Here is a 25,456-nt window from a genome sequence, read left to right on the forward strand (position 1 = left end):
CGGTGCGCCGACCACCCACACCTACGTGGTGGACACCTCCGTGCTGCTCTCCGACCCCCTGGCCATCACGCGGTTCGCCGAGCACGAGGTCGTGCTGCCGCTCGTGGTGATCAGCGAGCTGGAGGGCAAGCGGCACCACCCCGAACTGGGCTGGTTCGCCCGGGAGGCGCTGCGCCTGCTCGACGACCTCCGGCTCCAGCACGGCAGGCTGGACTCCCCGGTGCCGATCGGCGACGTGGGCGGCACCCTGCGCGTCGAGCTGAACCACACCGACCCGGAGGTGCTGCCCGCGGGCTTCCGCACGGACTCCAACGACGCCCGCATCCTCGCCTGCGCGCTCAACCTCGCGGCCGAGGGCTACGTCGTCACGCTGGTCACCAAGGACATGCCGCTGCGCGTCAAGGCGGGTGCCGTCGGCCTCGCCGCCGAGGAGTACCGCGCGCAGGACGTCACGCTGTCGGGCTACTCCGGCATGTCCGACGTGGACGTGGACCAGTCGCTGGTCGACGCGCTGTACCGGGAGGGCTCGGTCGACCCGGTGGCGCACGACCTCGCGCACCTGGCCGAGCTGCCGTGCCACAGCGGTCTGCGGCTGCTCGCCGGCACGTCGAGCGCGCTGGGCCGGGTCACGCCGGACAAGCGCGTCCGGCTGGTGCGCGGCGACCGCGAGGCGTTCGGCCTGCACGGCCGCTCCGCCGAGCAGCGCGTGGCCCTCGACCTGCTGCTGGACACCGAGGTCGGCATCGTCTCGCTGGGCGGACGGGCCGGCACGGGCAAGTCGGCGCTCGCGCTGTGCGCGGGCCTGGAGGCGGTCATGGAGCGCCGCCAGCACCGCAAGGTCGTGGTCTTCCGCCCGCTGTACGCGGTGGGCGGGCAGGAGCTGGGCTACCTGCCCGGTTCCGAGACCGAGAAGATGCAGCCGTGGGCGCAGGCGGTGTTCGACACCCTCGGCGCGCTGGTCAGCCAGGACGTGGTCGAGGAGGTCATGGACCGCGGCATGCTGGAGGTGCTGCCGCTGACCCACATCCGCGGCCGGTCGCTGCACGACTCGTTCGTGATCGTCGACGAGGCGCAGTCGCTGGAGCGCAACGTGCTGCTGACCGTGCTGTCGCGGTTGGGCGCGAACTCGCGGGTGGTGCTCACCCACGACGTGGCGCAGCGCGACAACCTGCGGGTCGGGCGGCACGACGGCGTGGTGGCGGTGATCGAGAAGCTGAAGGGCCACCCGCTGTTCGCGCACGTGACGCTGACCAGGTCGGAGCGCTCGCCGATCGCCGCGCTGGTCACCGAGATGCTGGAGGACTACACCGCCTGACGACGCGCCGACGGGGGCCTCCGCGCGGCGGGGGCCCCTGCGGCGGCACGCCGTCGAGCCGCTCGGACGGCGGCGCCGGGGCGGCGCGGCGCGCAGGACGAGCCGCGCCGGCCTGCCGGGCCCACCGCGCTGCGCCGCGCTCGCCGAGCCTCAGCCGGCCGAGCCCGGCCATCACCGCCCGGCAGGTCACCCCGCGCGGTTCACCACCCCGCGGTTCACCACCCGGCGGGCAGCGGGCGGCCCTCGGCGAACCCGGCGGCGCTCTGCACGCCCAGGGTGGCCTTGGCGTGGAACTCCTCCAGCGTCTGCGCCCCCGCGTACGTGCAGGCCGACCGGACACCGGCGGTGATCGAGTCGAGCAGGTCCTCCACGCCGGGGCGCAGCGGGTCCAGCCGCATCCGGGAGGTCGAGATGCCCTCCTCGAACAGGCCCTTCTTCGCCCGGTCGAACGCGTTGTCGGTGCGGGTGCGCGCGCTCACGGCCCGCTTGGAGGCCATGCCGAACGACTCCTTGTACAGCCGCCCCTGCTCGTCGCGCTGGAGGTCGCCGGGCGACTCGTAGGTGCCCGCGAACCAGGAGCCGACCATGGCGCTGGCGGCGCCCGCGGCCAGGGCGAGGGCCACGTCGCGCGGGTGGCGCACGCCGCCGTCGGCCCAGACGTGCCTGCCCAGCCGGCGGGCCTCGGCGGCGCACTCGGCGACCGCGGAGAACTGCGGTCGGCCCACGCCGGTCATCATGCGGGTGGTGCACATGGCGCCGGGGCCCACGCCGACCTTGACGATGTCCGCGCCCGCCTCGACCAGGTCGCGCACGCCCTCGGCGGTGACCACGTTGCCCGCGACCACGGGCACGGTCGGCCGGGCCTCGCGGACGGCCTTGAGCGCGGCGATCATCTTCTCCTGGTGGCCGTGGGCGGTGTCCACCACCAGCACGTCCACCCCGGCCGCCAGCAGCGCCTCGGCCTTGGCCGTGACGTCGCCGTTCACCCCGATCGCGGCGGCGACGCGGAGCCTGCCCGCGCCGTCCAGCGCCGGGGCGTAGACCTCGGCGCGCAGCGCGCCCAGGGAGGTCATCACGCCGCGCAGCGCACCCCGCTCGTCCACGCCCAGCGCGATCCGCTGGGTGCCGCCGGTCAGCGCGCCGAACACCTCGCGCGGCGCGGTGTCCATCGGCAGGGCGGTGATCCGCTCGTCGGCCACGTCGCCCAGGCGGGTGAACCGGTCGACCCCGGCGCACGCCGCCTCGTCCACCACGCCGGTGGGCCGCCCCTCGGGGTCGACCACGACGATCGCGCCGTGCGCCCGCTTGTGCAGCAGGTTCAGCGCGTCGGCGACCGAGTCGCCCGGGCGCAGGGTCAGCGGGGTGTCCCAGACCGGGTGGCGGTCCTTGACCCAGCCGACGATCCCGGCCACCGCCTCGGGCGCCACGTCCTGGGGCAGCACCACCAGCCCGCCGCGGCGGGCCACGGTCTCGGCCATCCGCCGTCCCGCCACCGCGGTCATGTTCGCGACCACGATCGGGATCGTCGCCCCCGTGCCGTCGGGGGTCGACAGGTCGACGCCGAACCGCGAGTCCACGGCCGATCGGCCGGGCACGAGGAACACGTCGTCGTAGGTGAGGTCGTAGCTGGGTCGATGCCCTTCGATGAATCGCACGAGAGCTTGACGATACCCGTCGCGGGGGCGGTCCGCCCTGGATCCGCGCACAGGACCGGGCGGGTGCTACGGGGCCTCGGTGGTGCTTTCCGCCGAACCGGGCCCCGGCAGCAGGGCCCGCACGGCGTCGACGGTGTCGGCCTCGGCCGGGTCCTTGTCCGGCCGGTAGCGGACCACGCGGGCGAACCGCAGCGCCACGCCGCCGGGGTAGCGGGGGCTGACCTGCACGCCGTCCAGCTCGATCTCGATCACCAGCTCGGGGCGCACCCGCACCACCCAGTCGTCCCGGTCGGTGGCGCGGGCGAGCAGTTCGCGGGTTTGCCAGGCCAGCAGCTCGTCGGTCAGGCCCTTGAACGTCTTGCCGACCATGACCGGCGGGCCGCCGTCGGGGTCGCGGGCGCCCAGGTGCAGGTTGGACAGCAGCCCCTTGCGGCGGCCGCTGCCCCACTCGACGCCGATCACCACCAGGTCGAGGGTGTGCACGGGCTTGACCTTCTGCCACGCCCGGCCGCGGCGGCCGGCCGCGTAGACCGAGTCGAGCGACTTGACCACGACGCCCTCGTGGCCGGCGGCCAGCGCCTCGTCCAGGACGCGGGCCGCCTCTTCGGGGCCGGGCTCGACCGCGCCGGGGACGAGGTGGTCGCCGGCGACCCGCCTGAGCGCGTCCAGGCGCTCGCGCAGCGGCCGGTCCAGCAGGTCCTCGCCGTCGAGGTGGAGGCAGTCGAAGAAGAACGGGCTGAGCAGCAGCTCGCGCACGTCCTGCGCGCCGAAGCGGCTCATCGTCTCCTGGAACGGGCGCGGCTTGCCGTCGTCGGTCAGCGCCAGGGTCTCGCCGTCGAGGACCACCGAGGTGCACGGCAGGCCGCGGACCAGGTCGACCAGCTCGGGGACGGTCGTGGTGACCTCCCGCAGGGTGCGGGTGAACACCCGGACCCCGTCGCCGTCGCGGTGGACCTGGATGCGGGCGCCGTCGAGCTTGTGCTCGACCGCGGTCGCGCCCAGCTCCGCCAGGGCCCCGGGCAGGGACTCGGCGGGCGAGGCGAGCATCGGCCGCACCGGGCGGCCGACCTCCAGGCGGAACGCGGCCAGCGCCGCCTCGCCGGTCAGCGCGGCGGTGGCGGTGGCGGGCAGGCTGCCGGAGAGCATGAACGCCCGCCGCACCACCTCGCCCGGCACGTCGGCGGCCCTGGCCACCGCGTCCAGCATCACGCCCTCCAGCGCGCCCTGGCGCAGCTCGCCGGTGAGCAGCCGCTTGAGGAAGTCCTGCTCGGCGGCGGTGGCCCGGGCGAACAGGTCGGTCAGCGCGGCGACCCGCCGACCCGCCGCGCCCTTGCCGGAGATGGCCGCGAACGCGCCCAGCGCGCCGTCCACATCGGACACGGTGAGCGAAGGTCCGGGCGCGGGTTCGACGTCCAGGTCGAGCACGGTGCGCCAGCCCGCGCCGATGCGTCCCTGGCTGGGCACGCCGACCAGGAACGACACCACGGCGGGCGTGGTCATCCGGCGCAGCAGGCCGGCCAGCGCCTCGACCTTGGCCAGGCGCGACCGCGTGGCACCCACGGCGGCGGACGTCTCGACGACTTCGCTGAACAGCACGCACCCATCGTGCACCGGACCACCGACAACGGCTGATCAGCGCACGGCGCCGGGCTCGAACAGCTCCGGGGCCAGGGTCAGGACGCGGTAACCGGTCCGGATCAAACCGGTGTCCCGGAGCTGGAAGAGGCACCTCTGCACCGTCACCCAGCTGACCCCGATGAGGCCGGCCAGGTCCGGCAACGTGAGGCCGCGGAGCACCAGGCCGCCGTCGGGTTGCGCCTCGCCATAGGCGGTCCCGAGTTCCACGAGGACGCGGGCGAGGCGGTGCAGCGGCGGAGAGGCGTGCATCGCGTGCCGGCGGTTCGCCGTGTCCACGCGGTGGGCCATGATCCGCAGCAGTTCCGCGGTGAACCGGGGGTTCTCACGCACGAGGGCGTCGAACGCCCCGGCGGCCAGCCTGGTGACCGTCGTCTCGGACAGCGTCGTGACGGACGCGGTGGCGGGGCCGCCGGTGAGGGCGCTCACCTCGCCGAGCAGTTCGCCCGGACCGCGCACCCCCAGCACCACGTCCTGCCCGTCGGTCGAGGCGGCCGAGACCTTGACCAGCCCGCTGACCACGAGCATCACGCCGCCGTCGTGCTCGCCCTCCCGGTATAGGAGGGAACCGCGCGGGTAGTGCGCCCGGCGCCCCTCGCGGTGCAGGAGTTCGACGGCCTCGGCGCTCGGCTTGTCCGGCCGCGGGCCGGTGTCCGGGGGCGGCGGGGACGCGGCCAGGCGGGACTCCACCTCGCTGCGCCGGCGCAGCCACTCGGCCTCGTCCCCGCCCCACGCCCTGGCCAGCGCCGCCACCACCTCGCGCCGGGGCAGCCTGCTCCCGCTCAGGGCGGCGTACAGGGTGGAGCGGGAGATGCCCTCGTGCCTGCTGATCTCGTCGACGCTCGGCGCCGCGGCGCCGCGGTCGTCCCGCAACGCCCTCAGGTCCCGCGCGAACGCACCGAGTTCGCCCCCCTCGGGGGCGACCGGGTTCGACCGCCGGGTCATCCTGGACCTCGCTTGTCTCGCTTAGTACCATCAAATGACAGGAAGTCGTCCGGAACAACCCCTCCGAGCAGTCGGGAAGAAACCCATGAGCTGCTGTTCCGCGCACCGGACGCTACTCGTCCTGGTCGCCGTCCTGCTGGGCGTGATCGCGGCCCTGGTGGCCGGCGTCCTCGTCGCGGGCGGCGGCGCCGCCCTGTCCTCGGCGTTCCTCAGCGGGGGAGCCGCGTTCGTGGCCGTGGTCCCCCTGGCGCTGCTGCTGGAGCGCGAGCTGGGGCTGTTCGCGAACGAGGGCGCCGGGCCGGCCCGCTAGCGACCGCCGTTGGCCATGCGCAGCACGTCCAGGGCCTCGTCGAGCTGGGCCTCGGTGAGCTTCCCCGGCACGTGCCCGCGCTCCAGCACCACCTCGCGGATGGTCTTGCGCTCCTTGAGCGACTGCTTGGCGATCGACGCGGCCTCCTCGTAGCCGAGGTGGCGGTTGAGCGGGGTGACGATCGAGGGCGACGACTCGGCGTACTCGCGCATCCGCTCCACCTGCGGCTCGGCGCCCACCAGGACCTTGTCGGCCAGCAGGCGGGCCACCGCGGCCAGCAGGCGGCACGACTCCAGCACGTTGCGCGCGATCACCGGCAGCATCACGTTGAGCTGGAAGTTGCCCTGCGAGCCCGCGAACGCGATCGCCGCGTCGTTGCCGATCACCTGGGCGACCACCATCATCGTCGCCTCGGGGATCACCGGGTTGACCTTGCCGGGCATGATCGACGAGCCCGGCTGGAGGTCCGGCAGCGCCAGCTCGCCCAGGCCGGTCCGGGGGCCGGAACCCAGCCACCGCAGGTCGTTGGCGATCTTGAACAGGCCCACGGCCGTGGCGCGGAGCTGGCCGGAGACCTCGACCACGCCGTCCTGGGTGGCCTGGGCCTCGAAGTGGTCGCGCGCCTCGGTCAGCGGCAGGCCGGTGGCCGCGGCCAGCTCCGCCGACACCGCCGCGCCGAAGCCCGCGGGCGCGTTGAGGCCGCTGCCCACGGCCGTGCCGCCGATCGGCAGCTCCGCCAGCCGGGGCAGCGAGGAGTTCAGCCGCTCGACGCCGTTGCGCACCTGGGTGGCCCACGCGCCCACCTCCTGGCCCAGGGTGACCGGCACGGCGTCCATCAGGTGCGTGCGCCCGGACTTGACCAGCGACGTCCAGTCCGCCGCCCGCGCCTCCAGCACGGCCGCCAGGTGCTCCAGGGCCGGGACCACGTCGCGCGCCACGGCCTCGGTCGCCGCGATCCGCAGCGTCGTGGGGAACGTGTCGTTGGACGACTGCGAGGCGTTGACGTGGTCGTTGGGGTGCACGTCCCGGCCCAGCGCCCGGCCGGCCAGGGTCGCGATCACCTCGTTGGCGTTCATGTTGGACGAGGTGCCCGACCCGGTCTGGAACACGTCCACCGGGAAGTGGTCGTCGTGCTCGCCCGCGGCCACGGCGTCGGCCGCGGCCGCGATGGCGCCGGCCACTTCGGGTTCCAGTACCCCCAGCCGCTCGTTCACCCGGGCCGCCGCGGCCTTGAGCAGGCCCAGGGCCCTGATCTGCGCGCGCTCCAGGCCCCGCCCGGAGATCGGGAAGTTCTCCACCGCGCGCTGCGTCTGCGCACGCCACAGCGCGTCGACCGGCACGTGGACCTCGCCCATGGTGTCGTGCTCGACGCGGTACTCCTGTTCGCCCATGACACCGAGTTTGGACCGCCTTGCCTTACTGGGCACGGTGGCGCGGAACACCTATGGTCGGTCCATGGACCTTGAGGTCGACCTGCTCATCGTCGGCGCGGGCCCCACGGGGTTGTTCGCGGCCTACTACGCGGGGTTCCGGGACCTGTCGGTCGCGCTGGTCGACGCGCTGCCCGAGGCGGGCGGCCAGATCACCGCGATGTACCCGGAGAAGATGATCTTCGACGTGGCCGGGTTCCCGGCGGTGCGCGGGCGCGACCTGGTGACCGCGCTCGTCCAGCAGGCCGACCAGTGGAAGCCGACCTACCTGCTCGGCCGCCAGGCCCGCACGCTGTCCACTGTGGACGACGGGGTGCGCGTCGGGCTGGCCGACGGCGGGACGGTCAAGGCGGGCGCCGTGCTGATCACCGCGGGCATGGGCGAGTTCCGGCCGCGGCCGCTGCCCGCGGGCGACGGCTGGCTGGGCCGGGGCGTGGTGCACTTCGTGCCGCAGCTCGCCGCGCACACCGGCCAGGACGTGGTGGTCGTCGGCGGCGGCGACTCGGCGTTCGACTGGGCGCTGGCGCTGGCCCCGATCGCGGCGAGCGTGACCGTGGTGCACCGCCGGGCCACCTTCCGCGCCCACCCGCCGACCGTGCGGCAGGTGCGCGACCTCGGCGTGCCGATCATCACCGACGCCGAGGTGCTGGAACTGCGCGGCGACACCGGGCTCGCCGAGGTGGAGCTGGCCGTCAAGGGCGGCGACCGCAAGGTGCTGCCCGCGCAGACCGTGGTGGCGGCGCTGGGCTTCACCGCCGACCTGGGCCCCATCGAGTCGTGGGGCCTGGAGCTGGACCACCGGGCCGTCGTGGTCGACACCACCATGCGCACCGCGCGCGACCGCGTCTACGCCGCCGGCGACGTCGCCCAGTACCCCGGCAAGGTGAAGCTGATCGCCACCGGCTTCGGCGAGGCCGCCACCGCGGTCAACAACATCGCCGTCGCGCTCAACCCGGGTGCGCACCTGTTCCCCGGGCACTCCAGCAACGCGGGCTGAGGACGTGACGGAGGTCCCCCGCCACGGTGCGGGGACCTCCTGTCCGGCGGGGGTCAGGCCACCACCTGCACCTGCTCGCCCGGGAACAGGTTGTCGTAGAACGTCAACGACTCCTGCGGACCCAGGCGGACGCAGCCGTGCGACGGCCGCGAGGTGTCGCCCTGGTGGAACGCGATGCCGTCGGTGGTGAAGTACACCGAGTTCGGCATCGGTCCGTTGTAGGGCACGCTCCACTCGTCCTTCACCTTGCGCAGCACCGGGAAAGTGCCGACCGGGGTCTCGTACCCCGGCATGCCGTGGGACACCGCGACGGGCCCGTAGCTGGCGCTCCCGTTGTAGATCAGCCACGCCTGGTTGGTGGACAGCCGCACGCACGCGCCGTTGGCGATGGAGCACGGCGTGCCGGTCGAAGCGTCGGCGGGTGCCGCGAGGCCGAAGCTGGTCAAGGCCGCCGCGGCGGCGACCGCCGCCGTACCGAGCGTCTTCCTCGTCTTCATCTCGAATCACCCCTCACCGGATGGCTACCCCCGGGTAGGTGTGACCCAAACCGCACGACCTCAGGCAGTCACCTGAACCTGCGCGCCGACCTGGAGCGTGTCGAAGTACTTCGAGGCCGCCTCACGTGACAGGTGGACGCACCCGTGCGACGGGTCGGTGAGGCTGCCCTCGTGGAACGCGATGCCGTTGCCCACGAAGTAGGTGGAGAACGGCATGGCCGCGTCGTAGGGGATGCTCCAGTCGTCGCGCACCTTCCACAGCACCGAGAACGTGCCCACCGGCGTCTCGTGGCCGGGGCGGCCGGAGGTGATCGGCACCGGGCCGTAGCTCACCCGGCCGCCGCTGATCAGCCAGGACTCCTTGGTGGACAGCCGAACGCACGCGCCGTCGGTGATGTCGCACGGGGTGCTTGACGCGTTCACCCGCGGCGCCGGTGCGGGCTGGGGCACCGGCGTGGTGGCGACCGGGACCGGCTCGGCCGGGGGTACCCGCGGGTCGGGCGCGGGAGCCGGGGCGGGGGTGGGGGCGGTGGTCGACGTGGAGGTGGAAGTCGACGCGGGGGCGGTGGTCGGCCCGGGCGTCTGCGCGGCCGTCCGCGCCGGGCCGCCGCAGGCCGTGGCGAGCAGCGGGGCCACCACCGCGAGCACGATCGCCGCCATCGTCTTCTTGCGCATCGGAAACCCCCCGGGTTGTGCTGGTTACACCCCTGGTGACGCCCGCCGCGCGCCCGGTGTTGCAGCGCGTTCGGTAACGAATGGGGAAGGGCCGCCCCACCCGGAGGTGGGACGGCCCTCGAACGCCGGTGCGGTACGGCTCAGACCGTGCCCGCGTACTGGCTGATCCACGAGCGGAACGCCGGCACGTCCATGTAGATCGACGGGGCGGTGGCGCAGGTGGAGCTGTTGTTGCCCGCGCGGCTGGTGGCGCCGATCAGCTGCCACACGCCGTTCACGGACTTGATCTGCGGGCCGCCCGAGTCGCCGTAGCAGGCACCCGCCCGGCCGCCGGGGTTGTTGGTGCAGATCTCGTACGAGCCGTAGATGCCCAGGCAGCTGCCGTCCGAGACGATCGAGGTGTCCAGCTCCTGCAGGGTGACCGGCGCGCCGCAGCCGCCCGCCGGGGCGCAGGTCTGGCCCCAGCCGATGATGCGGGTGGCGGTGCCGACCGCGCCCGAGGTGGAGGCCACCGCGATCGGGGTCTGGCTGACCGAGGTGGACAGGCGCAGCAGCGCGATGTCGTAGCTGGGGTGGGTGACGATCTGGGCACCCGACGCCACCGTGCCGCCGCTGGTGCGGTTGGTGGTGCCGATGCGGGCCCGGACCGAGGACGCCGAGCGGCCCTGCACGCAGTGCTTGGCCGTGACGACCCAGTTGGCCTTGATCAGCGAACCACCGCAGAAGTGGCTACCCGAGGTGCTCTGCAGGGACACCATGAACGAGTAGGTCTGCGTGGCGTTGCCGCCGCCCACGATGAACGGGGTGACCTCGCCGTCCGCCGCCGGGGCCGCCGCCGCCCCGGCCGCGCCCGCGAGCGCCGCGCCGATCGCCACCGCGAAGGCGGTGAACAGGGTACGAACCTTCATCGCTTCCTCTCCGCGCCCGGCGCAGGGTTGCCGGGCACGAATCGGAAACTAGGGATGAACGCCGCGTGATCAACACAGCCGATCGGCCGGTAACGCGCGTTGACCATTAACTGTCGTTCACATCCGTGTGCCGCTAGGGCAGCGGGGGCAGCGCGTCCTCGCCCGCGGGCGGGATGTCGAAGTCCACCGACGCGTACTCGCGGAGCTTGGTGAGCCGGTGGAAGCCGTCGATCATGCGCACCGTGCCGGACTTGGAGCGCATCACGATCGACTGGGTGGTGCAGCCGCCCGCCCGGTAGTGCACGCCGCGCACCAGGTCGCCGTCGGTGACGCCGGTCGCGCAGAAGAACACGTTGTCGCCGCGCACCAGGTCGTCGGTGGTCAGCACGCGGTCGAGGTCGTGGCCCGCGTCCAGCGCCTTGCGCCGCTCGGCGTCGTCCTTGGGCCACAGCCTGCCCTGGATCGCGCCGCCCATGCACTTGAGCGCCGCCGCCGCGATGATGCCCTCCGGCGTGCCGCCGATGCCCACCAGCAGGTCGATGCCCGTGTTGGGGCGGGCCGCGGAGATCGCGCCCGCCACGTCGCCGTCGGAGATGAAGTGGATGCGGGCGCCCGCCGCGCGCACGTCCCGCACGATCCCCTCGTGCCGCGGCCGGTCCAGCACGCACACGGTCACGTCGGAGACGTCGCTGTGCTTGGCCTTGGCCACCCGCCGGATGTTCTCCGCGATCGGCGCGGTGATGTCGATGACGTCCGCCGCCTCCGGCCCGGTGGCCAGCTTCTCCATGTAGAACACGGCGGACGGGTCGAACATCGCGCCCCGCTCGGCCACCGCGAGCACCGCCAGCGCGTTGGGCATGCCCTTGGCCATCAGCGTGGTGCCGTCGATCGGGTCCACGGCCACGTCGCAGTCGGGGCCGTTGCCGTCGCCGACCTCCTCGCCGTTGAACAGCATGGGCGCCTCGTCCTTCTCGCCCTCGCCGATCACCACCACGCCGCGCATCGACACGGTGCCGATGAGCTTGCGCATGGCGTCCACGGCCGCGCCGTCGCCGCCGTTCTTGTCGCCCCGGCCGACCCAGCGCCCGGCGGCCATCGCCGCGGCCTCGGTGACCCGGACGAGCTCCAGCGCGAGGTTCCGGTCGGGTGCTTCGCGACGACGCTCGGACGGGCTGCTGCTCATGGGGCGCTCCCTCGCGCGGAGCCGGCCTGGTGGCCGGTCGGGACTGGACTACCGGTCGGTAGGCCAATCCTCGCACGCGGTCACCCCTCGGCCACGTCCTCCTCGGTCACACTGAGTGCTTGATCGATCCGCTCGCGGGCGCCCGCGAGCAGCCGCTCGCAGGTCTTCGCCAGCGCCTCGCCGCGCTCCCAGAGCCGCAGCGACTCCTCCAGCGACAGGCCGCCCGCCTCCAGCCGGCGCACGACCTCCACCAGGTCGTCCCTGGCCTGCTCGTAGCCCAGCTCCTCGACCGCAGGGTCGCTCACGTGACCGTCTTCCCCAATCGATTCCGTACGTGCACCACGACCGTGGCCACCGCCTGGTCGTAGCCGATGAACGCCTCGGCGAACTCCGCGCCGTCACCCTCCCGCACCGCGTCGTCGATGCGGTCCTCGGCGTCGGCGACGCGCCTGCGGTGCACCGAGCCGTGGCCCAGCCACCAGCGCATCCCGGCGTAGCCGCAGGTCGCCTCGGACAGGTCGTGCAGCCGGTCGACCAGCGCCTGCCTGCCCGACGTGCAGCCCGCCACCAGCGACAGCCAGCAGTCGGCGGCGGCCCGGTCGGCTAACTCGGCCCGGTCGCGCACGGTGCGCGATTCGTCGTCGTCCGCACCGCCCGCGGCGGACATCGTCAAGGGCAGGAACGTGGGTTCACGCGCCGGGTTCGGCACCACCGCCTCCTTCCTCCGCCCGATCGCCGCCCCGGTCGCCGTGCCCGCCGGCGGTGGCCCGGTCGTCGTCCCCGTCGGTGGTGACGACCGCGTGCACCGCCCCGTCGGTCACGCGCACCCGCAGCCGGGTGCCCGGGGGCGCCTGCGAGGTCGACCGGAGCACCCCGGCCACCCCCTCGGGTGTGACGAGCTGCACCACGGCGTACCCCCGGGCCAGCGTGGCGGCAGGCCCGAGGGTCGTCAAGCGCGCCCGGGTGGCATCGAGCCCCGCGGTCTCCGCGTCGAGCCGGTGGCGCACCGCGCGCCGCGCCCGTTCCCGCAGCTGGTCCACGTCCTGGGCGCGCCGGTCCAGCGGCCCGTGCGGGTCGGCCAGCGCCGGCCGGGTGCGCAGCGAGGCCAGCAGCTTGTGCTCCCGGTCGACCCAGGCGTGCAGGGCCCGGCGGCCCCGGTCGCGCATCTGGCGCAGGCGCTGGGCCTCCTCGGCCACGTCCGGCACCACCCGCTTGCCCGCGTCGGTGGGCGTCGAGCAGCGCACGTCGGCCACGTGGTCGACCAGCGGGGTGTCCGGCTCGTGCCCGATGGCCGACAGCACCGGCGTGCGGCAGGCCGCCACCGCCCGGCACAGCGCCTCGTCGGAGAACGGCAGCAGGTCCTCCACGCTGCCGCCGCCGCGCGCCAGCACGATCACGTCGACCTCGGGGTCGCGGTCCAGTGTCGACAGTGCGGTGAGGATCTGCGGCACCGCCGAAGCGCCCTGCACGGCCACGTTGACCACCCGGAACCGCGCGCCCGGCCACCGGGCGTGCGCGTTGGTCAGCACGTCCCGCTCGGCCGCCGAGGCGCGACCGGTGACCAGGCCGACCTTGTTGGGCAGGAACGGCGGCCTGCGCTTGCGCCGCGGGTCGAACAGGCCCTCGGCGGCCAGCAGCTTGCGCAACCGCTCGATCCGGGCCAGCAGCTCGCCGATGCCGACCTGCCGGATCTCGTCCACGCGCAGGCTGAGCGTGCCGCGGTTGGGGTAGAAGTGCGGCTTGCCGTGCACCACCACCCGGCTGCCCTCGGTGAGCTGCAGCTCGCGCACCATGCCCACGGCCGCGGTGAGCTGCATCGACATGTCCGCCGAGGGGTCGCGCAGGGTGAGGAACGCGGTCGCCGTGCCGGGGCGGGCGCTCAGCTGGGTGACCTGGCCCTCCACCCACACGTCACCCAGGCGGTTGATCCAGTCGAAGATCTTGCGGGCGACCGTGCGCACCGGCCACGGGTTCTCCGGACTGGACCGCTCCTCAGCCACCGGACCTCAGGTTCGCGATGCGGCGGGTGAGCATCCCGGTGAACTCGGGCCGGGCGGCGTGCGTGCGCTCGTGGGCGAGCAGCTGCTCCAGGTCGTCGACCGACAGCGCCCGCAGCCGGGCGCGCAGCTGCGACAGCGACAGCCCGTCGTAGTCGGGCAGCACCGCGGGCGGCTCGGCGGCCAGCGCCCGCTCCTCCTCGGCCCACGGGTCCCCGGCGGGCGCGTCGGCGTCGGCGCCGGTCTCGTCGAAGTCCTCGTCGAACGTCGCCCATTCGGGTTCCTGCTCGGCCGGTCGCAGCACGGCCAGCACGTCGTCGCCCTTGATTGCGAGCTCGGTCACCCGCTGCTGCACCCGCATGGACAGCTGCAGCGCCTCGCTGACCACGGTCACCGGGAGCCCCACGAGCTGCTGCGGTAGCTTGCGGGCCTGCTCGACGGCGGTGACCGCCAGTCCCGCGGCGAGGCGGACCGGCAGCGGCAGTGGCTTCATGGCTACAGCCTGCCGCAGTCGGCCGCCGGATGCCTACACCTGGCACGCCGTACCCTGGGGGCCATGGACAAGCGAGTGCTCCTGGCCAAGCCGCGAGGCTACTGCGCCGGCGTGGACCGTGCCGTGGTGACCGTGGAGAAGGCGCTGGAGCAGTACGGCGCCCCGGTCTACGTGCGCAAGGAGATCGTCCACAACAAGCACGTCGTCGAGACGCTGTCGGCCCGGGGCGCGATCTTCGTCGACGAGACCGACCAGGTGCCCGAGGGCGCGCTGGTGGTGTTCTCCGCGCACGGCGTGTCGCCCGCCGTGCACCGGGAGGCGGCCGACCGGAACCTGCGCACCATCGACGCCACGTGCCCGCTGGTGACCAAGGTCCACAACGAGGCCCGGCGCTTCGCCCGCGAGGACTACGACATCCTGCTCATCGGCCACGAGGGGCACGAGGAGGTCGAGGGCACCCAGGGCGAGGCGCCCGAGCACATCCAGCTCGTGGACACCGCCGAGGACGTGGACAAGGTCGCGGTGCGCGATCCGTCCAAGGTGGTCTGGCTGTCCCAGACGACGCTGTCGGTCGACGAGACCATGGTGCGCGTGCGGCAGCTCAAGGAGCGGTTCCCGGACCTGCAGGAACCGCCGTCGGACGACATCTGCTACGCCACGTCCAACCGGCAGACCGCGGTGAAGACCATGGCGCCCGAGTGCGACCTGGTGCTGGTCGTGGGCTCGAAGAACTCGTCCAACTCGGTGCGGCTGGTCGAGGTGGCGCTCCAGGCGGGCGCCCGCGCGGCGCACCTGGTCGACTACGCCCGCGAGGTCGACGAGGCGTGGCTGGAGGGCGTGACCACGGTCGGCGTCACCTCGGGCGCGTCGGTGCCGGACATCCTGGTGATGGACCTGCTGGCGCACCTGGCCGAGCGCGGGTACGGGCAGGTCGAGGAGATCACCACGGCGAACGAGAAGATCGCCTTCGCCCTGCCGCGCGAGCTGCGCAAGGACATGGTGCGCTAGGGTCCGGTGCGCCGGGGCCTGGTGCGCGTGGGCTCCGGGTGCGCCGGGGCTTGGTGCGCCGGGCCGTGCGTGCTGGGGCTGTGCGTGCTGGGGCCGTGCGCGCCGGGCTGTGCGTGCTGCGGCTCGGTGCGCAGGGGTTCCGCTGCCGGGGCCCGCCGCTAGGGCGCGACCAGGATGCCGTCGAGCAGGACGGCGCCCACCGCGGCGGCCACCTCCTCGGGCGGGTGCTCGCACCGGCTGAACGCCCGCACGAGCACGTTGTTGGTCAGCATGGTCGCCAGCTCGTCGGGCGGCAGCACGGCCACGAACACCCCGGCGTCCTGCCCCGCCGCCAGGGCCGGCGCGATGAGCGCGGGGAAGTCCAGGGCGGCGCGCACCCGGGCCGCCGCCTCGTCGCGCTCCCGGGCCAGGTCCTGGATCGCGAGCGACACGAGGGCGTCGAACCACGTCCGGTGCCTGGCGACCGCGCGGGCGAGCCGCCGCAGGTGCCGCCGGACGACGTCCTCGGGCCCGCGGCGCAGCAGCGCGTCGTGCGACACCTGCCGCTTGAGGTCGTCGTGGACGGGCCGCAGGCCGTGTTCGAGGATGTCGGCCTTGGTGGGGAAGAACCGGGTGAGCTTGGCCGTGTCGACGCCCGCCGCCGCGGCGATGTGGTGCAGCTGCGTGGTGTAGTAGCCGCGTTGCGCGAACTCGCCCTCCGCGGCCTCCAGGATGGCCGTCCACGGGTCGTCCGGGTCGTCGCGGTCCTCCTCGGCCCGGTACTTGCGGATCACCTCCCGCGACAGCGGCTCCATCACGTCGTCGATGTGCTCGTGCCGCTGCTCCACGTCGACGACCGCGCCGACCAGGGCGGTCACCGCGTCGCCGAACAGCTCGTCCGGCACCGCCTTCGGGTCGAGCAGCCAGCGCAGCGTCATGCCCTCCACCAGCGAGGTCAGCACCACCGCGATGCTCTCGGCGGTGAAGGGCCTGCGGAACTCCCCGCCCCAGCCGGCCAGCGTGCTGGAGTACGCCCTGGCGGCCTTCCGGGTGATGTCGTCGTAGACGAGCCGGACCGACCGCACGGCCACCGGGTGGTCGCGGGCCAGGGTCGCGACCAGCATCCTGGTGAGCGTGGCCGGGTGGTCGCGGACGGCCTCGAAGTCCCACCTGGCCAGTTCGCGCAGGGCGCGCCGGGGGTCGCCCTGGTTCTCGCCGAAGACCTGCAAGATCCTGTCGGCCAGCACGTCCTGGGTGATGCGCGGTCCGTCGGAGACGAGCGACCCCAGTAAATCGTCGATGTACTTCCGGTGACCGCCCAGCACGCCGTTCCTGACCTTGGTCGGCCAGTTGTTGTTGAACGTGGTCTCGGAGATGCCGGCCCGCTCGACCACGGCGGACACGGTGAGGCCCTTGAGCAGGACGTGCCGCCCGGCCGTCAGCAGGATCTCCCGGCCCGCCCGGAGCAGCTTGGCGCGGGACGGCGGTGGGTTCCGCACGGTGGCCTCCCGTCCGTCGTGGGTGTCCCAAGTTACCGAGATCGTCGTCACCCGGGGTTGGGTTCGCACCCAACCCCGGGTTCCTTGATCCGCCAACGCGCGGGGCGCTGCACTTCAGGGGAACCGCAGCGGCAGAGGAGGAGTTGCGCCATGTCCGGAGGGCTCCAGCACTTGGCGGCCGAGGCCGAGATGTCACCCCTGATGCGCACCTGGGGCGGGCTCGTCCTGTCCCGGGAGGGCAGGCGCCTGCGGGCGGCGCTGCGGCGCCGGGCCGTGGACGAGATCGTCGAACAGGTGGACCTCGTCGTCGCGGCCGGGTTGGCGGTGGACGCGATGGACGCGGTCAAGGCGGTGGACGACCACCGCCGGGCGGTCGCGGGCGGCGACGAACGGCTCAACGCGCTGCTGGTGCGGATCGAGCTGAACCACGTCGAGCGCGTCGACCGCATCCAGCGCGGTCGCGGGTTGTAGGGGGCGGCGGTGCGCGGTTCGGCGGGGATCTTCGGCGTTGTCGTGGTCGAGGTGGTGGTGAACGCGGTGACGCCGTTCGTGGTGAGCCGGTGGGGTGCGGCGATCGCCCTGCTGGCCGGGGCGGGGTGGTGGCTGCGCCGCCGGCCGGGGGTGCGGGCCAGGCGTGAACTGCGCCGGGCGGTGCGCCGGGACCTGCTTCGGCGGGCGGCTGTCGCCGAGGCAACGCGGGAGGCGTTGGCGGAGGTGGGGCGGGTCGCGGGGGAGCGGGAGGCGGGGCGGGAGCGGTGATCCGGCGGGCGTGCGGCCACGGCTTCCAGGAACGCCCTCCCGCAGCAACTGCCTGCGCCGACGGCGAAAGCGGTTGGCACGTCCCCGCCCCGCCGCGTTACCTGGTCGGGTGAGCAGCGTGTTGATCGGGGTGGAGAACGTCGCCACCCCCCAGTGGGCCCGTCGCCGGGCGGGCATGTCGGTGAGCCTCGGCAAGGCGCTGCGCAGCCTGCCCGCGGCCGTGGCGGCGGTGTTCCGCCTCGCGTGGGCGACCTCGCCCCGCCTCACCCTCACCGCCGCCGCGGTGCACGTGGTGTCCGGGTGCGTCACCGCGTTCGGCCTGCTGGCCACGGCGGACGTGTTCGCCGCCCTCCTGCGGGACGGCCCGACGCCCGACCGGCTGGTCCGCGCGCTGCCCGCGCTGGCCGTGGTGGTCGGCTCGTTCGTCGTCCGGGCCCTGCTGGACACGGCGGTGGCCGCGGTGGAGAGCTCGCTGCGGCCCCGCGTCACCCGCGCGGCGAACGACGAGGTCACCGCCGTGCTCGCGCGGGCGCGGCTGCTCGCGTTCGAGGACGCCGACTTCCGCGAGCTGGCCCGCCAGGGCGGGCGGCGCGGGGTGCGGTCGATGGAGTCCAGCCTCCGCTACCTCGCCGACCTGCTCTCCGGCGGCATCTCGCTGGTGGCGTCGGTGGTCACCGTCGGGCTGCTCAACCCGTGGCTCGTGCCCGCGCTGCTGCTGGCGGCCCTGGCCAACGCGTGGGCCGCGGCCAAGGCGTCGAAGCTGCGCTACGAGCACTTCCTCGACTCGGTCACCCGCGACACCCGCAAGAGCGTGGTGGAGGAGGTCGCCACCGACCGCGACTTCGCGCTGGAGCGCACCGCGCTGACCCTCCAGGAGCGGCTGCTGGCCGAGTACCGCCGGATCGCCGACAGCCTGGTCGGCGACGAGATCCGGATGGCCCACCGGACGAACCTGGTCCGGCTGACCGGGCGGGCGCTCGCGGGCGTCGGCACGGGCGCGGCGTACCTGGTGCTCGGCCTGCTGCTGCGGACCGGCGCGATGGAGCTGGCGCTGGCGGGCACGGCGGTGCTGGCCATGCGCACCGGGTTCTCGTCGCTGGGCAACACCACGCGCGCGGTCAACGCCTTGTACGAGGACTCCTTCTACATCGACTTCTACCGCAAGCTGCTGGTCGAGGGCGCCGCGCGGGCCACGCGCCGGTCCGCGGTGCGCCCGCCCGCCGACCCGGCCGCGATCCGGCTGGAGGGGGTGTCGTTCACCTACCCCGGCGGCAAGCAGCCCGCGCTGCGCGACGTGGACCTGACCGTGGCGCGCGGCGAGGTGGTGGCGCTGGTGGGCGAGAACGGCTCGGGCAAGACCACCCTGGGCAAGGTGCTCACCGGCCTGTACCCGGCCACGTCGGGCACGGTCCGCTGGGACGACGTGGACCTGGCGGTCGCCGACGAGCACGCGGTGCACTCGTCGGTCGCGGTGATCGCGCAGGACCCGGCGCAGTGGCCGATGACCGCCCGGCACAACGTCCTGGTCGGCCGCCTGGAGCGGGACGACGAGCGGGCCTACCTGGACGCGGTCGGCAAGTCCGGCGCCGACGAGGTCATCGCCTCGCTGCCCGGCGGGCCGGACACCGTGCTGTCCCGGCGGTTCAACGACGGCCAGGACCTGTCCGGCGGCCAGTGGCAGCGCATGGGCATCGCCCGCGGCACCTACCGCGACGCCGCCGTGCTGGTGGCCGACGAGCCGACGGCCGCCCTGGACGCGCGGGCCGAGGCACGGGTGTTCGAGGGGCTGCGCGAGGCGACCGCGCGCCGCACCACGATCCTGGTCACGCACCGGCTGGCCAACATCCGCAACGCCGACCGGATCGTCGTGCTGGACCGCGGCCGCATCGTCGAGCAGGGCACGCACGAGGAGCTGATGGCGCTGCGCGGCCACTACCACGAGCTGTTCGAGCTGCAGGCCGCCGCGTACCGGGGAGGGCTGCTGGCCCCGTCGAACGAGTAGCGACACTCCGCCGCCGCTTCCTTGACGGCGTACTCCCCGGTTGACCAGGATGGCCCATTGGTGAAATCCCGCCGGGAAGGCTCGGGGCATGTTCGAGTGGCTCGCCGAGAACTGGCAACTGCTCCTGGTCGCGGAAACCGCGCTGCTGGTGCTGGTGCTCCTCCGACCCGCACCGAACTGGCGCCTGCTCCTGCGCGTGGGCCGCGGCCGCGACGTGCGGCGCGCGGCGGGCAAGCCGGGCCGGTTCTGGTGCACCGAGCCGACCAGGCAGCCGGCGGGCGCGGTGGCGCGGGTGCGCCTCGACGGGCCGGCCGCCAGCGTGCGCCTGGTCGACGGCCCGAACTACGCCCGGATGATGCGCGGCAGGCGCTACGCCTACGTCGGCGGGTGGGCCACCGGGTCGCCGTTCGAGCTGACCGTGCCGTGGGCGGGGCGGTGGCGCGTCGTCGGCGACCTCGGCAGCGCCTCCGGCGTGCTGGACATGCGCGTCCGGTGGATCGCCGAGGAGCTGCCGCCGATCTCGGTGCAGCCGGTGAACACCGAGCCGCACCTGGGCGCGGTCCGGGACCGCGGCGCGGCGGACGGCGTGCGCGACGTGTTCGTGCTGCACGTCGCCGAGGACCGGGACGAGGTCGCCCGACCGCTCGCCGAGGCGCTGCGGGCGCGGGGCGCCACGGTGTGGCTGGACGAGTTCGAGCTGGCCATCGGGGACTCGCTGGCCAAGCGGCTGGAGCGCGGCCTGGCGTGCAGCCGGTTCGGCGTGGTGGTCCTGTCGCCGGGGTTCTTCGAGCCGACCGCCACCGGGACGCCGCGGGTCGAGGGCGACCAGGTGGTGCTGCCGGTGCTGCACCGGATCACCCGGGTGGAGGCCCTGGAGGGGCTGCCCTGGCTGGCCGACCTCGTGGTGCGCGGCACCAGCGACCGCACCGTCGACGAGATCGCCGAGGAGATCGCGCTGGTCGTGCTGCCCGACGAGGCCGCCACCGAGGAGGAGGACGACCCGGAGGTGGTGCCCGGCCGGGTCGTGCCGCTGCGCGTCGGGCGGCGCTGACCCGCGTCAGGACGCCAGGAAGTCCAGGCCGAACCCGACCAGGAACGCCCAGAACGCGAACCACTCCACCGCGTGGCCGGGCCTGGCCTTCACCAGCAGGATCGCCAGCCCGCGCATGGCCGCCGCCACCGGCGCCGTCCACAGCCGCACGACGCGCCGGAACACCGCGACGTCCCGCCGGGAGCGTGGCGGGTCCTCCGTGCCGACCACCACCAGCCCGAGGGCGAACGCGCCGGCGCAGACGATCAGCATGAGCAGCGCCGTGCCCGGGGCGGATGCCATCCTCAGCGCGTAGAGCCCTCCTGCGAGCATCAGCAGGATCACCACGCCGGCCTGCGACGCGCGGAACAGGATCGGCGCGTTCAACACGGTCGTGCTCAGCGCGGTGACGCGGTTCCACTCGGCGGGGCCGAGCCGTTCGCGCAGGAACCGGTCCACCGCTGCCCGGGCGAAGGCGATCTGCTCCGGGCACGCCTCCGGGTGGTGCGGTTCGGCGCAGCCGTGGGCGGACTCCACCGCCGTCAGCGCCGCCGTGTGCCACGCGTCGACCTCGGCCTGGTCGACCGGCGCGGTGCCGACGTGCGGCGGACCGCCGGTCCACACCTCCTCCCGGGACCAGCTCCCGCCTTCCGGGATCGCGTAGTGGCGGGTGCGCACCAGGCTGGTCCCCATGGCCTGGCGCAGCGCGGTCAGCGGGTACACCGCGACGGCCTGCTCCACCGCGGTCAGCGCGCGTTCCCGACGTGCCTCCCACGCCGCGCTCCACTCGCTGAACCGCTCGGGGCCGATGATCTTGAGCACGACGGTGACACCGCCGGTGAACTGGCAGGACTTGCCGAGCCGACCCCAGTAGCGCAGCTTCCAGCCCAGCACCGTCGAGTCGCCGGTCAGCCTGCCGCCCCACCAGTCGCCCACCAGGTGCCACAGGTCCCCGGAGCGCACCAGGACCAGCGCGAGCACCGCGACGCCGAGCACCTTCGGGAGCACCCGGCGGCGGCCTAACCGGGGCCGCTCCCCGGCGGCCGTCACGCCGTCAGTTCCAGCTTCGAGCCCGCGCGCGCCTTGCGCACCCGCAACCGGGTCGGGATGCGCTGCCGCAGCTCGTCCACGTGGGACACCAGCCCGACCACCCGGCCGCCCGCGCGCAGCTCGTCCAGCGTGGTCATCACCAGTTCCAGCGTCTCCGCGTCCAGCGTGCCGAAGCCCTCGTCGATGAACAGCGTGTCCAGCACCGCGCCCGCCGCCACCACGTCGGACAGCCCCAGCGCCAGCGCCAGCGACGCCAGGAACGACTCGCCGCCCGACAGCGTCTTGGCCGGCCGCTGCAACCCCGAGTAGTCGTCGAGCACGTCCAGCCCCAGGCCGCCCCTGGTGCCGCGCGGACCGGCCTCGACCGAGTGCACGAACCGGTAGCGCCCCTGGCTCATGCGCTCCAGGCGCGCGCTCGCGGCCACCGCGACCTCCTCCAGCCGCGCGGCCAGCACGTAGGTGCGCAGGGTCATGCTGCGGTTGTTCTGCCCCCGGCCGTTGATCACGTCGGTCAGCGCGTCCAGCTCGTCGAACGCGGCCTGCACCGGCTCCGCCCGCGCCCACGCCGCGCGCAGCTGCCCGCCCAGGTCGGCGGCCCGCGCCGCGCGCCTGCCGGCCTCGTCGCGGGCGCCGGACGCGCGGGTGGCGACCTCGGTGGCCTCGCGGAACCGCGCCTCGGCGCCCGCCACGTCGACCTCGGTGCCCGGGTCGACGTCGGCCAGCTCGACCAGGGTGCCCTCGGCCGCCGCGCGGGTCTGCTCGGCGTCGCGGACGCGCGCCTCCAGCGCGGTGACCACGTGGTCGGGGCGGGCGGCGGCCAGGGCCTCGGCCACGTCGGCGAACCCGGCGCCCGCCGCCAGCCGCGACACCTCGACCCGCTGCTCGGCCAGGCGCTCCTCGTGCTCGGCCACGGCGACGCGGCGCGCGTGCAGGTCGGTCAGCGCGTCGGCGAGGTCGGACAGGTGCGCCCGGCGCGCCACCACGTCCGGGAAGTCGCCGCGCGCCCGCTCCAGCCGCGCCTCGCGCTCGGCGACCGCGGCGACCAGCTCGTCCCGCTGCGCGCCCGCCCGCTCCAGGTCCCGCTCCAGCCGGACGCGCCGGTCCTGCGCGTCCGCGACCTGCCGCTCCAGCTCGGCCAGCGCCGCCTGCCGCTGCTCCAGCCGACCGGCCAGCGCCGACACCGCGCGGTGCTCGCGCTCCAGCTCGTCGGGGGAGTTCTCGCCGAGCTGCTCGCGCAGGTGGGCCAGTCGCGCGCCCAGCTCCTGGGCGGCGCGCTCGGCGCGTGACCGCCGGTCGGCGGCCCGCTGCTCCCCGGCGGCCGCGGCCTCCTCGTCCGCCGCGGTGACCGTGCCCGGCGCGGGTCGCGCGGGCGCCGGGTGCTCGGCCGACCCGCACACCGGGCACGCCTCGCCGTCGCGCAGCTCGCCCGCCAGCTCGACGGCCATGCCCTCCAGCCGCTCCTGCCGCACCCGCAGCAGCGCGTCCCGGGCCCGCTGGTGCCCGTCCACGGCGTCGCGCCGCGCCTCGTCGGCGGCGGCGAAGTCCGCCTCGACCCGCGGCAGCTCCGCGGCCGCCGCGGCCAGGCCCGCGACCCGGGTCAGCCGCGCCGCGGCCAGCGTCGCCTCCTCGACCGCCGACCGGTGGGCCGCCAGCCGGGCGGGCACCTCGTCGAGCTGCGTGACCAGGGCCGCCAGGTCGCGGGTCGCGGTGGTGATCGACTGCTCCAGGTGCGCGACGCGCCGCCGGTCGTCGTCCTGCTTGAGCGCCTCGGCGGCCAGGCCGGTCAGCGCGCCCGACTCCTCGCGCAGCCGCTCGGCGTCGCCGCGCAGGTCCGTGCCGTCGTAGCCGAGCGCGGCCACCGCGTCCGCCGCCGCCCGCTCCCGCGCGCCCGCGGTCCCCAGCGCGGCCTCCAGGCGCTCCGCGGCCGCCTGCGCGGGCACCACCACGGCGGCCTGCCGGGCCGCGTCCCGCTCGGCGGCCCACGCCCGCAGGTCGGGCTCCACCTCGGCGTACCGGTCCAGCGCCCGGCGCGCCTCGCGCACCCGCCGCACCCGCTCGTCGCGCGCCCGGGCGTCCTGCCACGCCCGCTCGGCCTCGTCGCGGCGCGCCAGCACCTCGCCGGCCCGCCGCCCGGCCTCGCGCGCGTCCTCGTCCAGCCGCTTGAGCAGCGAGCTGAGCCACTCGTGGTCGGCGACCGCCGGCGGTTCCTCGGCGGCGGCCTCGGCGACCCGCTGGACCAGGTCGCGGGTCTCCAGGCCCAGCCGCTCGACCTCCTGGCGCCGTTCCCGGCGGTGCTCGCGGAACCACTTCTCCACGTCCAGGAACCGCTCGGTGCCGAACAGCTTCTCCAGCAGCTTCTCCCGCTCGGCGGTCTCGGCGCGCAGGAACCGCGCGAACTCGCCCTGCGGCAGCAGCACGACCTGGAAGAACTGGTCGGCGGTCATGCCCAGCAGGGCGTCGACCTCGCGCGCCACGTCGTCGATGCGGGTGTGGCCCTCGCCCTCCCAGCCGGCCAGCCAGGTCAGCGACGCCTGCGCCTGCTGGCGGGTGACGCCGCCGCCGCGCCTCTTGGGCCGGTCGTACTCCGGGCTGCGCCGGACCAGGAACCGCCTGCCCCGCACGGTCAGCTCCAGCTCGACGAACGTCGGCGTGTCCGGCGAGGCGTAGTCGCAGCGCAGCCGCTTCACGTCGCCACGCGCGCCCGGCACCTTCCCGAACAGCGCGAACGCCACCGCGTCGAGCAGCGTCGTCTTGCCCGCGCCGGTGTCGCCGTGCAGCAGGAACAGCCCGTCCGCGCCGAGCAGGTCGAAGTCGACCTCCTCGCGCTCGGCGTACGGGCCGAACCCGCTCACCGCCAGCCGGTGCAGCTTCACGAATCCCCCTCCCGGGCCGCCGCGGCGAACGCCTCGCGCAGCAGCGCCAGTTCCCGGTCGCCCGGCCGGTCGCCGCGCACGTCCTCGACGAAGCAGCAGGCGACCTCCTCGTCGGAGCGGCCGCGCACCCGCTCGGCGAACCGCAGCTCACCGGTCCGCCCGCCCGCCGGCCGCCACTCCACGTGCACCGCGTGCGGGAACCGCGCCTGGAGCCTGCGCAGCGCGTCGAGCGGCCGCACCCGGTCGGTCAGCGTGACCGACAGGAAGTGGTCGGCCACCGCCTCGTGCGCGGGCTCCAGCAGCAGCTCCTCCAGCTCGCCGCCCAGCGTCGACAGCGCCCGCGGCACGGGCAGCGACCGCCGCTCCACGCCGGCCAGGCCGCCCGCGTCCAGCTCGACCAGCCACACCTGCTTGTGGTGCCTGGCCTCGGAGAACGAGTACGCCACCGGGCTGCCCGAGTAGCGCAGGTGGTCGGCCAGCGTCTGCTGCCCGTGCAGGTGGCCCAGCGCCGCGTAGTCGACGCCGGCGAACACCGAGCCCGACACGTCCTGCACGCCGCCGACCGCGATGGTGCGCTCGGACTCGCACGGCTCGCCGCCGGTCACGAACGCGTGCGCCAGCACCACCGACCGGGTCCCGGGCCGGCCCGCCAGGTCCTCGCGGACCCGCCGCATCGCCTCGGTGAGCACGCCGGCGTGGCCCCGGGCGTCCGGCACGCCCAGCGCGTGGCGCGCGGTCTCCGGCTCCAGGAACGGGATGCCGTACACCGCGACCGGCCCGTGCGCGTCGGCGAACAGCACCGGGTCGTGCAGCTCCGCCGCGCGCGTGCGCAGGTGCAGCCCGCCCGCCTCGGTGAACGCGCCGAGGAAGCCCAGCCGCGCCGCCGAGTCGTGGTTGCCGGGCGTGACCACGATCCGCGCGCCCGCCTCGCGGACCCGCCGCAGCACCCGCGAGCACACCGCGACCGCCTCGGCGTTGGGCACGGCCCGGTCGAACAGGTCGCCCGCGACCACGACCACGTCCACCCGCTCGTCGGCGACCAGGTCGGCCAGCCCGCCCAGCACCGACTCCTGCTCGCGCAGCAGGTCGCGGCCGTGGAAGGTGCGGCCCACGTGCCAGTCGGAGGTGTGCAGGAGCCTCATGCGGGCACACGCTAGGGGTGATCGCCGGCCGAGCCCGACAGGGGGTCCGGCGTGTCGCCGGACCGGGTGACCCC

At 74.7% G+C, this 25,456-nt stretch carries 24 protein-coding genes; 8 read left to right on the top strand and 16 right to left on the bottom strand.

Translation table 11 applies throughout. From position 1 onward, the window contains the following. The first annotated feature begins 25 nt into the window (after window positions 1-25). Window positions 26-1,315 carry a PhoH family protein gene (locus EKG83_RS03795; protein WP_033430480.1) on the top strand — a complete coding sequence of 430 codons (1,290 nt, stop codon included), beginning with the start codon at window positions 26-28 and terminating at the stop codon, window positions 1,313-1,315. A 215-nt stretch (window positions 1,316-1,530) separates the two neighbouring features. Here the strand turns inward: EKG83_RS03795 and EKG83_RS03800 are convergent, their stop codons facing one another. From EKG83_RS03800 to EKG83_RS03810, 3 genes are all read right to left on the bottom strand, one after another. Next, on the bottom strand, window positions 1,531-2,970 hold the full coding sequence (locus EKG83_RS03800) for a GuaB1 family IMP dehydrogenase-related protein (RefSeq protein WP_033430479.1): 1,440 nt from the start codon (window positions 2,968-2,970) through the stop codon (window positions 1,531-1,533). Window positions 2,971-3,036: 66 nt separating this feature from the next. Continuing rightward, window positions 3,037-4,566, bottom strand: coding sequence for an ATP-dependent DNA ligase (locus tag EKG83_RS03805; protein ID WP_033430478.1), 1,530 nt, complete (start codon window positions 4,564-4,566; stop codon window positions 3,037-3,039). Between the two features lie 36 nt (window positions 4,567-4,602). After that, complete coding sequence (locus EKG83_RS03810) at window positions 4,603-5,550, bottom strand: cyclic nucleotide-binding domain-containing protein (RefSeq protein ID WP_033430477.1); 948 nt, start codon at window positions 5,548-5,550, stop codon at window positions 4,603-4,605. 85 nt (window positions 5,551-5,635) lie between these two features. Between EKG83_RS03810 and EKG83_RS03815 the strand changes: the two genes are divergently transcribed. After that, a complete protein-coding gene (locus tag EKG83_RS03815) occupies window positions 5,636-5,860 on the top strand; it encodes a hypothetical protein (RefSeq protein WP_033430476.1) in 225 nt (74 codons plus the stop codon). On the opposite strand, the gene EKG83_RS03820 is transcribed toward EKG83_RS03815, so the two are convergent. Further along, window positions 5,857-7,251 carry a class II fumarate hydratase gene (locus tag EKG83_RS03820; protein WP_033430475.1) on the bottom strand — a complete coding sequence of 465 codons (1,395 nt, stop codon included), beginning with the start codon at window positions 7,249-7,251 and terminating at the stop codon, window positions 5,857-5,859. The genes EKG83_RS03815 and EKG83_RS03820 overlap by 4 nt on opposite strands. Before the next feature lie 64 nt (window positions 7,252-7,315). Between EKG83_RS03820 and EKG83_RS03825 the strand changes: the two genes are divergently transcribed. Beyond that, a complete protein-coding gene (locus EKG83_RS03825) occupies window positions 7,316-8,287 on the top strand; it encodes an NAD(P)/FAD-dependent oxidoreductase (RefSeq protein ID WP_033430474.1) in 972 nt (323 codons plus the stop codon). A 53-nt stretch (window positions 8,288-8,340) separates the two neighbouring features. Here the strand turns inward: EKG83_RS03825 and EKG83_RS03830 are convergent, their stop codons facing one another. The 8 genes from EKG83_RS03830 to EKG83_RS03865 all read right to left on the bottom strand — a co-directional run bounded on the left by EKG83_RS03830 (window position 8,341) and on the right by EKG83_RS03865 (window position 14,040). Beyond that, window positions 8,341-8,784, bottom strand: a complete 444-nt coding sequence (locus EKG83_RS03830; RefSeq protein WP_033430473.1) for a L,D-transpeptidase — start codon at window positions 8,782-8,784, stop codon at window positions 8,341-8,343. A gap of 60 nt (window positions 8,785-8,844) precedes the next feature. Then, window positions 8,845-9,459, bottom strand: a complete 615-nt coding sequence (locus tag EKG83_RS47420) for a L,D-transpeptidase (RefSeq protein WP_033430472.1) — start codon at window positions 9,457-9,459, stop codon at window positions 8,845-8,847. 140 nt (window positions 9,460-9,599) lie between these two features. Next, the gene (locus tag EKG83_RS03840; RefSeq protein ID WP_033430471.1) at window positions 9,600-10,367 is read right to left on the bottom strand and encodes a S1 family peptidase; all 768 of its coding nucleotides are present in this window, start codon (window positions 10,365-10,367) and stop codon (window positions 9,600-9,602) included. Window positions 10,368-10,500: 133 nt separating this feature from the next. Beyond that, on the bottom strand, window positions 10,501-11,550 hold the full coding sequence (gene glpX / locus EKG83_RS03845; RefSeq protein ID WP_033430470.1) for a class II fructose-bisphosphatase: 1,050 nt from the start codon (window positions 11,548-11,550) through the stop codon (window positions 10,501-10,503). Between the two features lie 80 nt (window positions 11,551-11,630). Continuing rightward, complete coding sequence (locus EKG83_RS03850; RefSeq protein WP_033430469.1) at window positions 11,631-11,855, bottom strand: exodeoxyribonuclease VII small subunit; 225 nt, start codon at window positions 11,853-11,855, stop codon at window positions 11,631-11,633. Further along, window positions 11,852-12,217 (bottom strand): sugar ABC transporter substrate-binding protein, encoded by a 366-nt coding sequence (locus tag EKG83_RS03855; protein WP_084716322.1) that lies wholly within the window; start codon window positions 12,215-12,217, stop codon window positions 11,852-11,854. Before EKG83_RS03855 ends, EKG83_RS03850 begins: the two co-directional genes overlap by 4 nt. 22 nt (window positions 12,218-12,239) lie before the next feature. Beyond that, entirely contained in the window at window positions 12,240-13,550 is a 1,311-nt protein-coding gene (xseA, locus tag EKG83_RS03860) for an exodeoxyribonuclease VII large subunit (protein WP_084716313.1), read from the bottom strand. After that, on the bottom strand, window positions 13,543-14,040 hold the full coding sequence (locus EKG83_RS03865) for a lipid droplet-associated protein (RefSeq protein ID WP_033430468.1): 498 nt from the start codon (window positions 14,038-14,040) through the stop codon (window positions 13,543-13,545). The genes xseA and EKG83_RS03865 overlap by 8 nt, the downstream gene beginning before the upstream one ends. Before the next feature lie 63 nt (window positions 14,041-14,103). Here EKG83_RS03865 and EKG83_RS03870 point away from each other — a divergent pair, with 63 nt between their 5' ends. Continuing rightward, a complete protein-coding gene (locus EKG83_RS03870) occupies window positions 14,104-15,048 on the top strand; it encodes a 4-hydroxy-3-methylbut-2-enyl diphosphate reductase (protein WP_051765494.1) in 945 nt (314 codons plus the stop codon). Window positions 15,049-15,206: 158 nt separating this feature from the next. Here the strand turns inward: EKG83_RS03870 and EKG83_RS03875 are convergent, their stop codons facing one another. After that, complete coding sequence (locus EKG83_RS03875; protein ID WP_033430466.1) at window positions 15,207-16,526, bottom strand: TetR/AcrR family transcriptional regulator; 1,320 nt, start codon at window positions 16,524-16,526, stop codon at window positions 15,207-15,209. Window positions 16,527-16,676: 150 nt separating this feature from the next. Here EKG83_RS03875 and EKG83_RS03880 point away from each other — a divergent pair, with 150 nt between their 5' ends. The 4 genes from EKG83_RS03880 (at window position 16,677) to EKG83_RS03895 (ending at window position 20,338) form a co-directional block, all read left to right on the top strand. After that, window positions 16,677-16,997, top strand: a complete 321-nt coding sequence (locus tag EKG83_RS03880) for a hypothetical protein (RefSeq protein ID WP_153277861.1) — start codon at window positions 16,677-16,679, stop codon at window positions 16,995-16,997. Between the two features lie 9 nt (window positions 16,998-17,006). Then, on the top strand, window positions 17,007-17,285 hold the full coding sequence (locus EKG83_RS03885; protein WP_033430464.1) for a hypothetical protein: 279 nt from the start codon (window positions 17,007-17,009) through the stop codon (window positions 17,283-17,285). Window positions 17,286-17,394: 109 nt separating this feature from the next. Then, on the top strand, window positions 17,395-19,287 hold the full coding sequence (locus EKG83_RS03890; protein WP_033430463.1) for an ABC transporter ATP-binding protein: 1,893 nt from the start codon (window positions 17,395-17,397) through the stop codon (window positions 19,285-19,287). A gap of 88 nt (window positions 19,288-19,375) precedes the next feature. After that, window positions 19,376-20,338, top strand: coding sequence for a DUF1883 domain-containing protein (locus tag EKG83_RS03895; protein ID WP_051765492.1), 963 nt, complete (start codon window positions 19,376-19,378; stop codon window positions 20,336-20,338). A 6-nt stretch (window positions 20,339-20,344) separates the two neighbouring features. Here EKG83_RS03895 and EKG83_RS03900 read toward each other — a convergent pair whose 3' ends face one another. From EKG83_RS03900 to EKG83_RS03910, 3 genes are read right to left on the bottom strand one after another with little or no spacing between them, the layout of a single operon-like run. Beyond that, the gene (locus EKG83_RS03900) at window positions 20,345-21,325 is read right to left on the bottom strand and encodes a hypothetical protein (protein ID WP_033430462.1); all 981 of its coding nucleotides are present in this window, start codon (window positions 21,323-21,325) and stop codon (window positions 20,345-20,347) included. 38 nt (window positions 21,326-21,363) lie between these two features. Further along, on the bottom strand, window positions 21,364-24,240 hold the full coding sequence (locus tag EKG83_RS03905) for an AAA family ATPase (RefSeq protein ID WP_033430461.1): 2,877 nt from the start codon (window positions 24,238-24,240) through the stop codon (window positions 21,364-21,366). Further along, on the bottom strand, window positions 24,237-25,382 hold the full coding sequence (locus EKG83_RS03910; RefSeq protein ID WP_033430460.1) for a metallophosphoesterase family protein: 1,146 nt from the start codon (window positions 25,380-25,382) through the stop codon (window positions 24,237-24,239). Before EKG83_RS03910 ends, EKG83_RS03905 begins: the two co-directional genes overlap by 4 nt. Between the last annotated feature and the right edge of the window lie 74 nt (window positions 25,383-25,456).

This window comes from Saccharothrix syringae (assembly GCF_009498035.1).
GTDB classification, from domain to species: domain Bacteria; phylum Actinomycetota; class Actinomycetes; order Mycobacteriales; family Pseudonocardiaceae; genus Actinosynnema; species Actinosynnema syringae.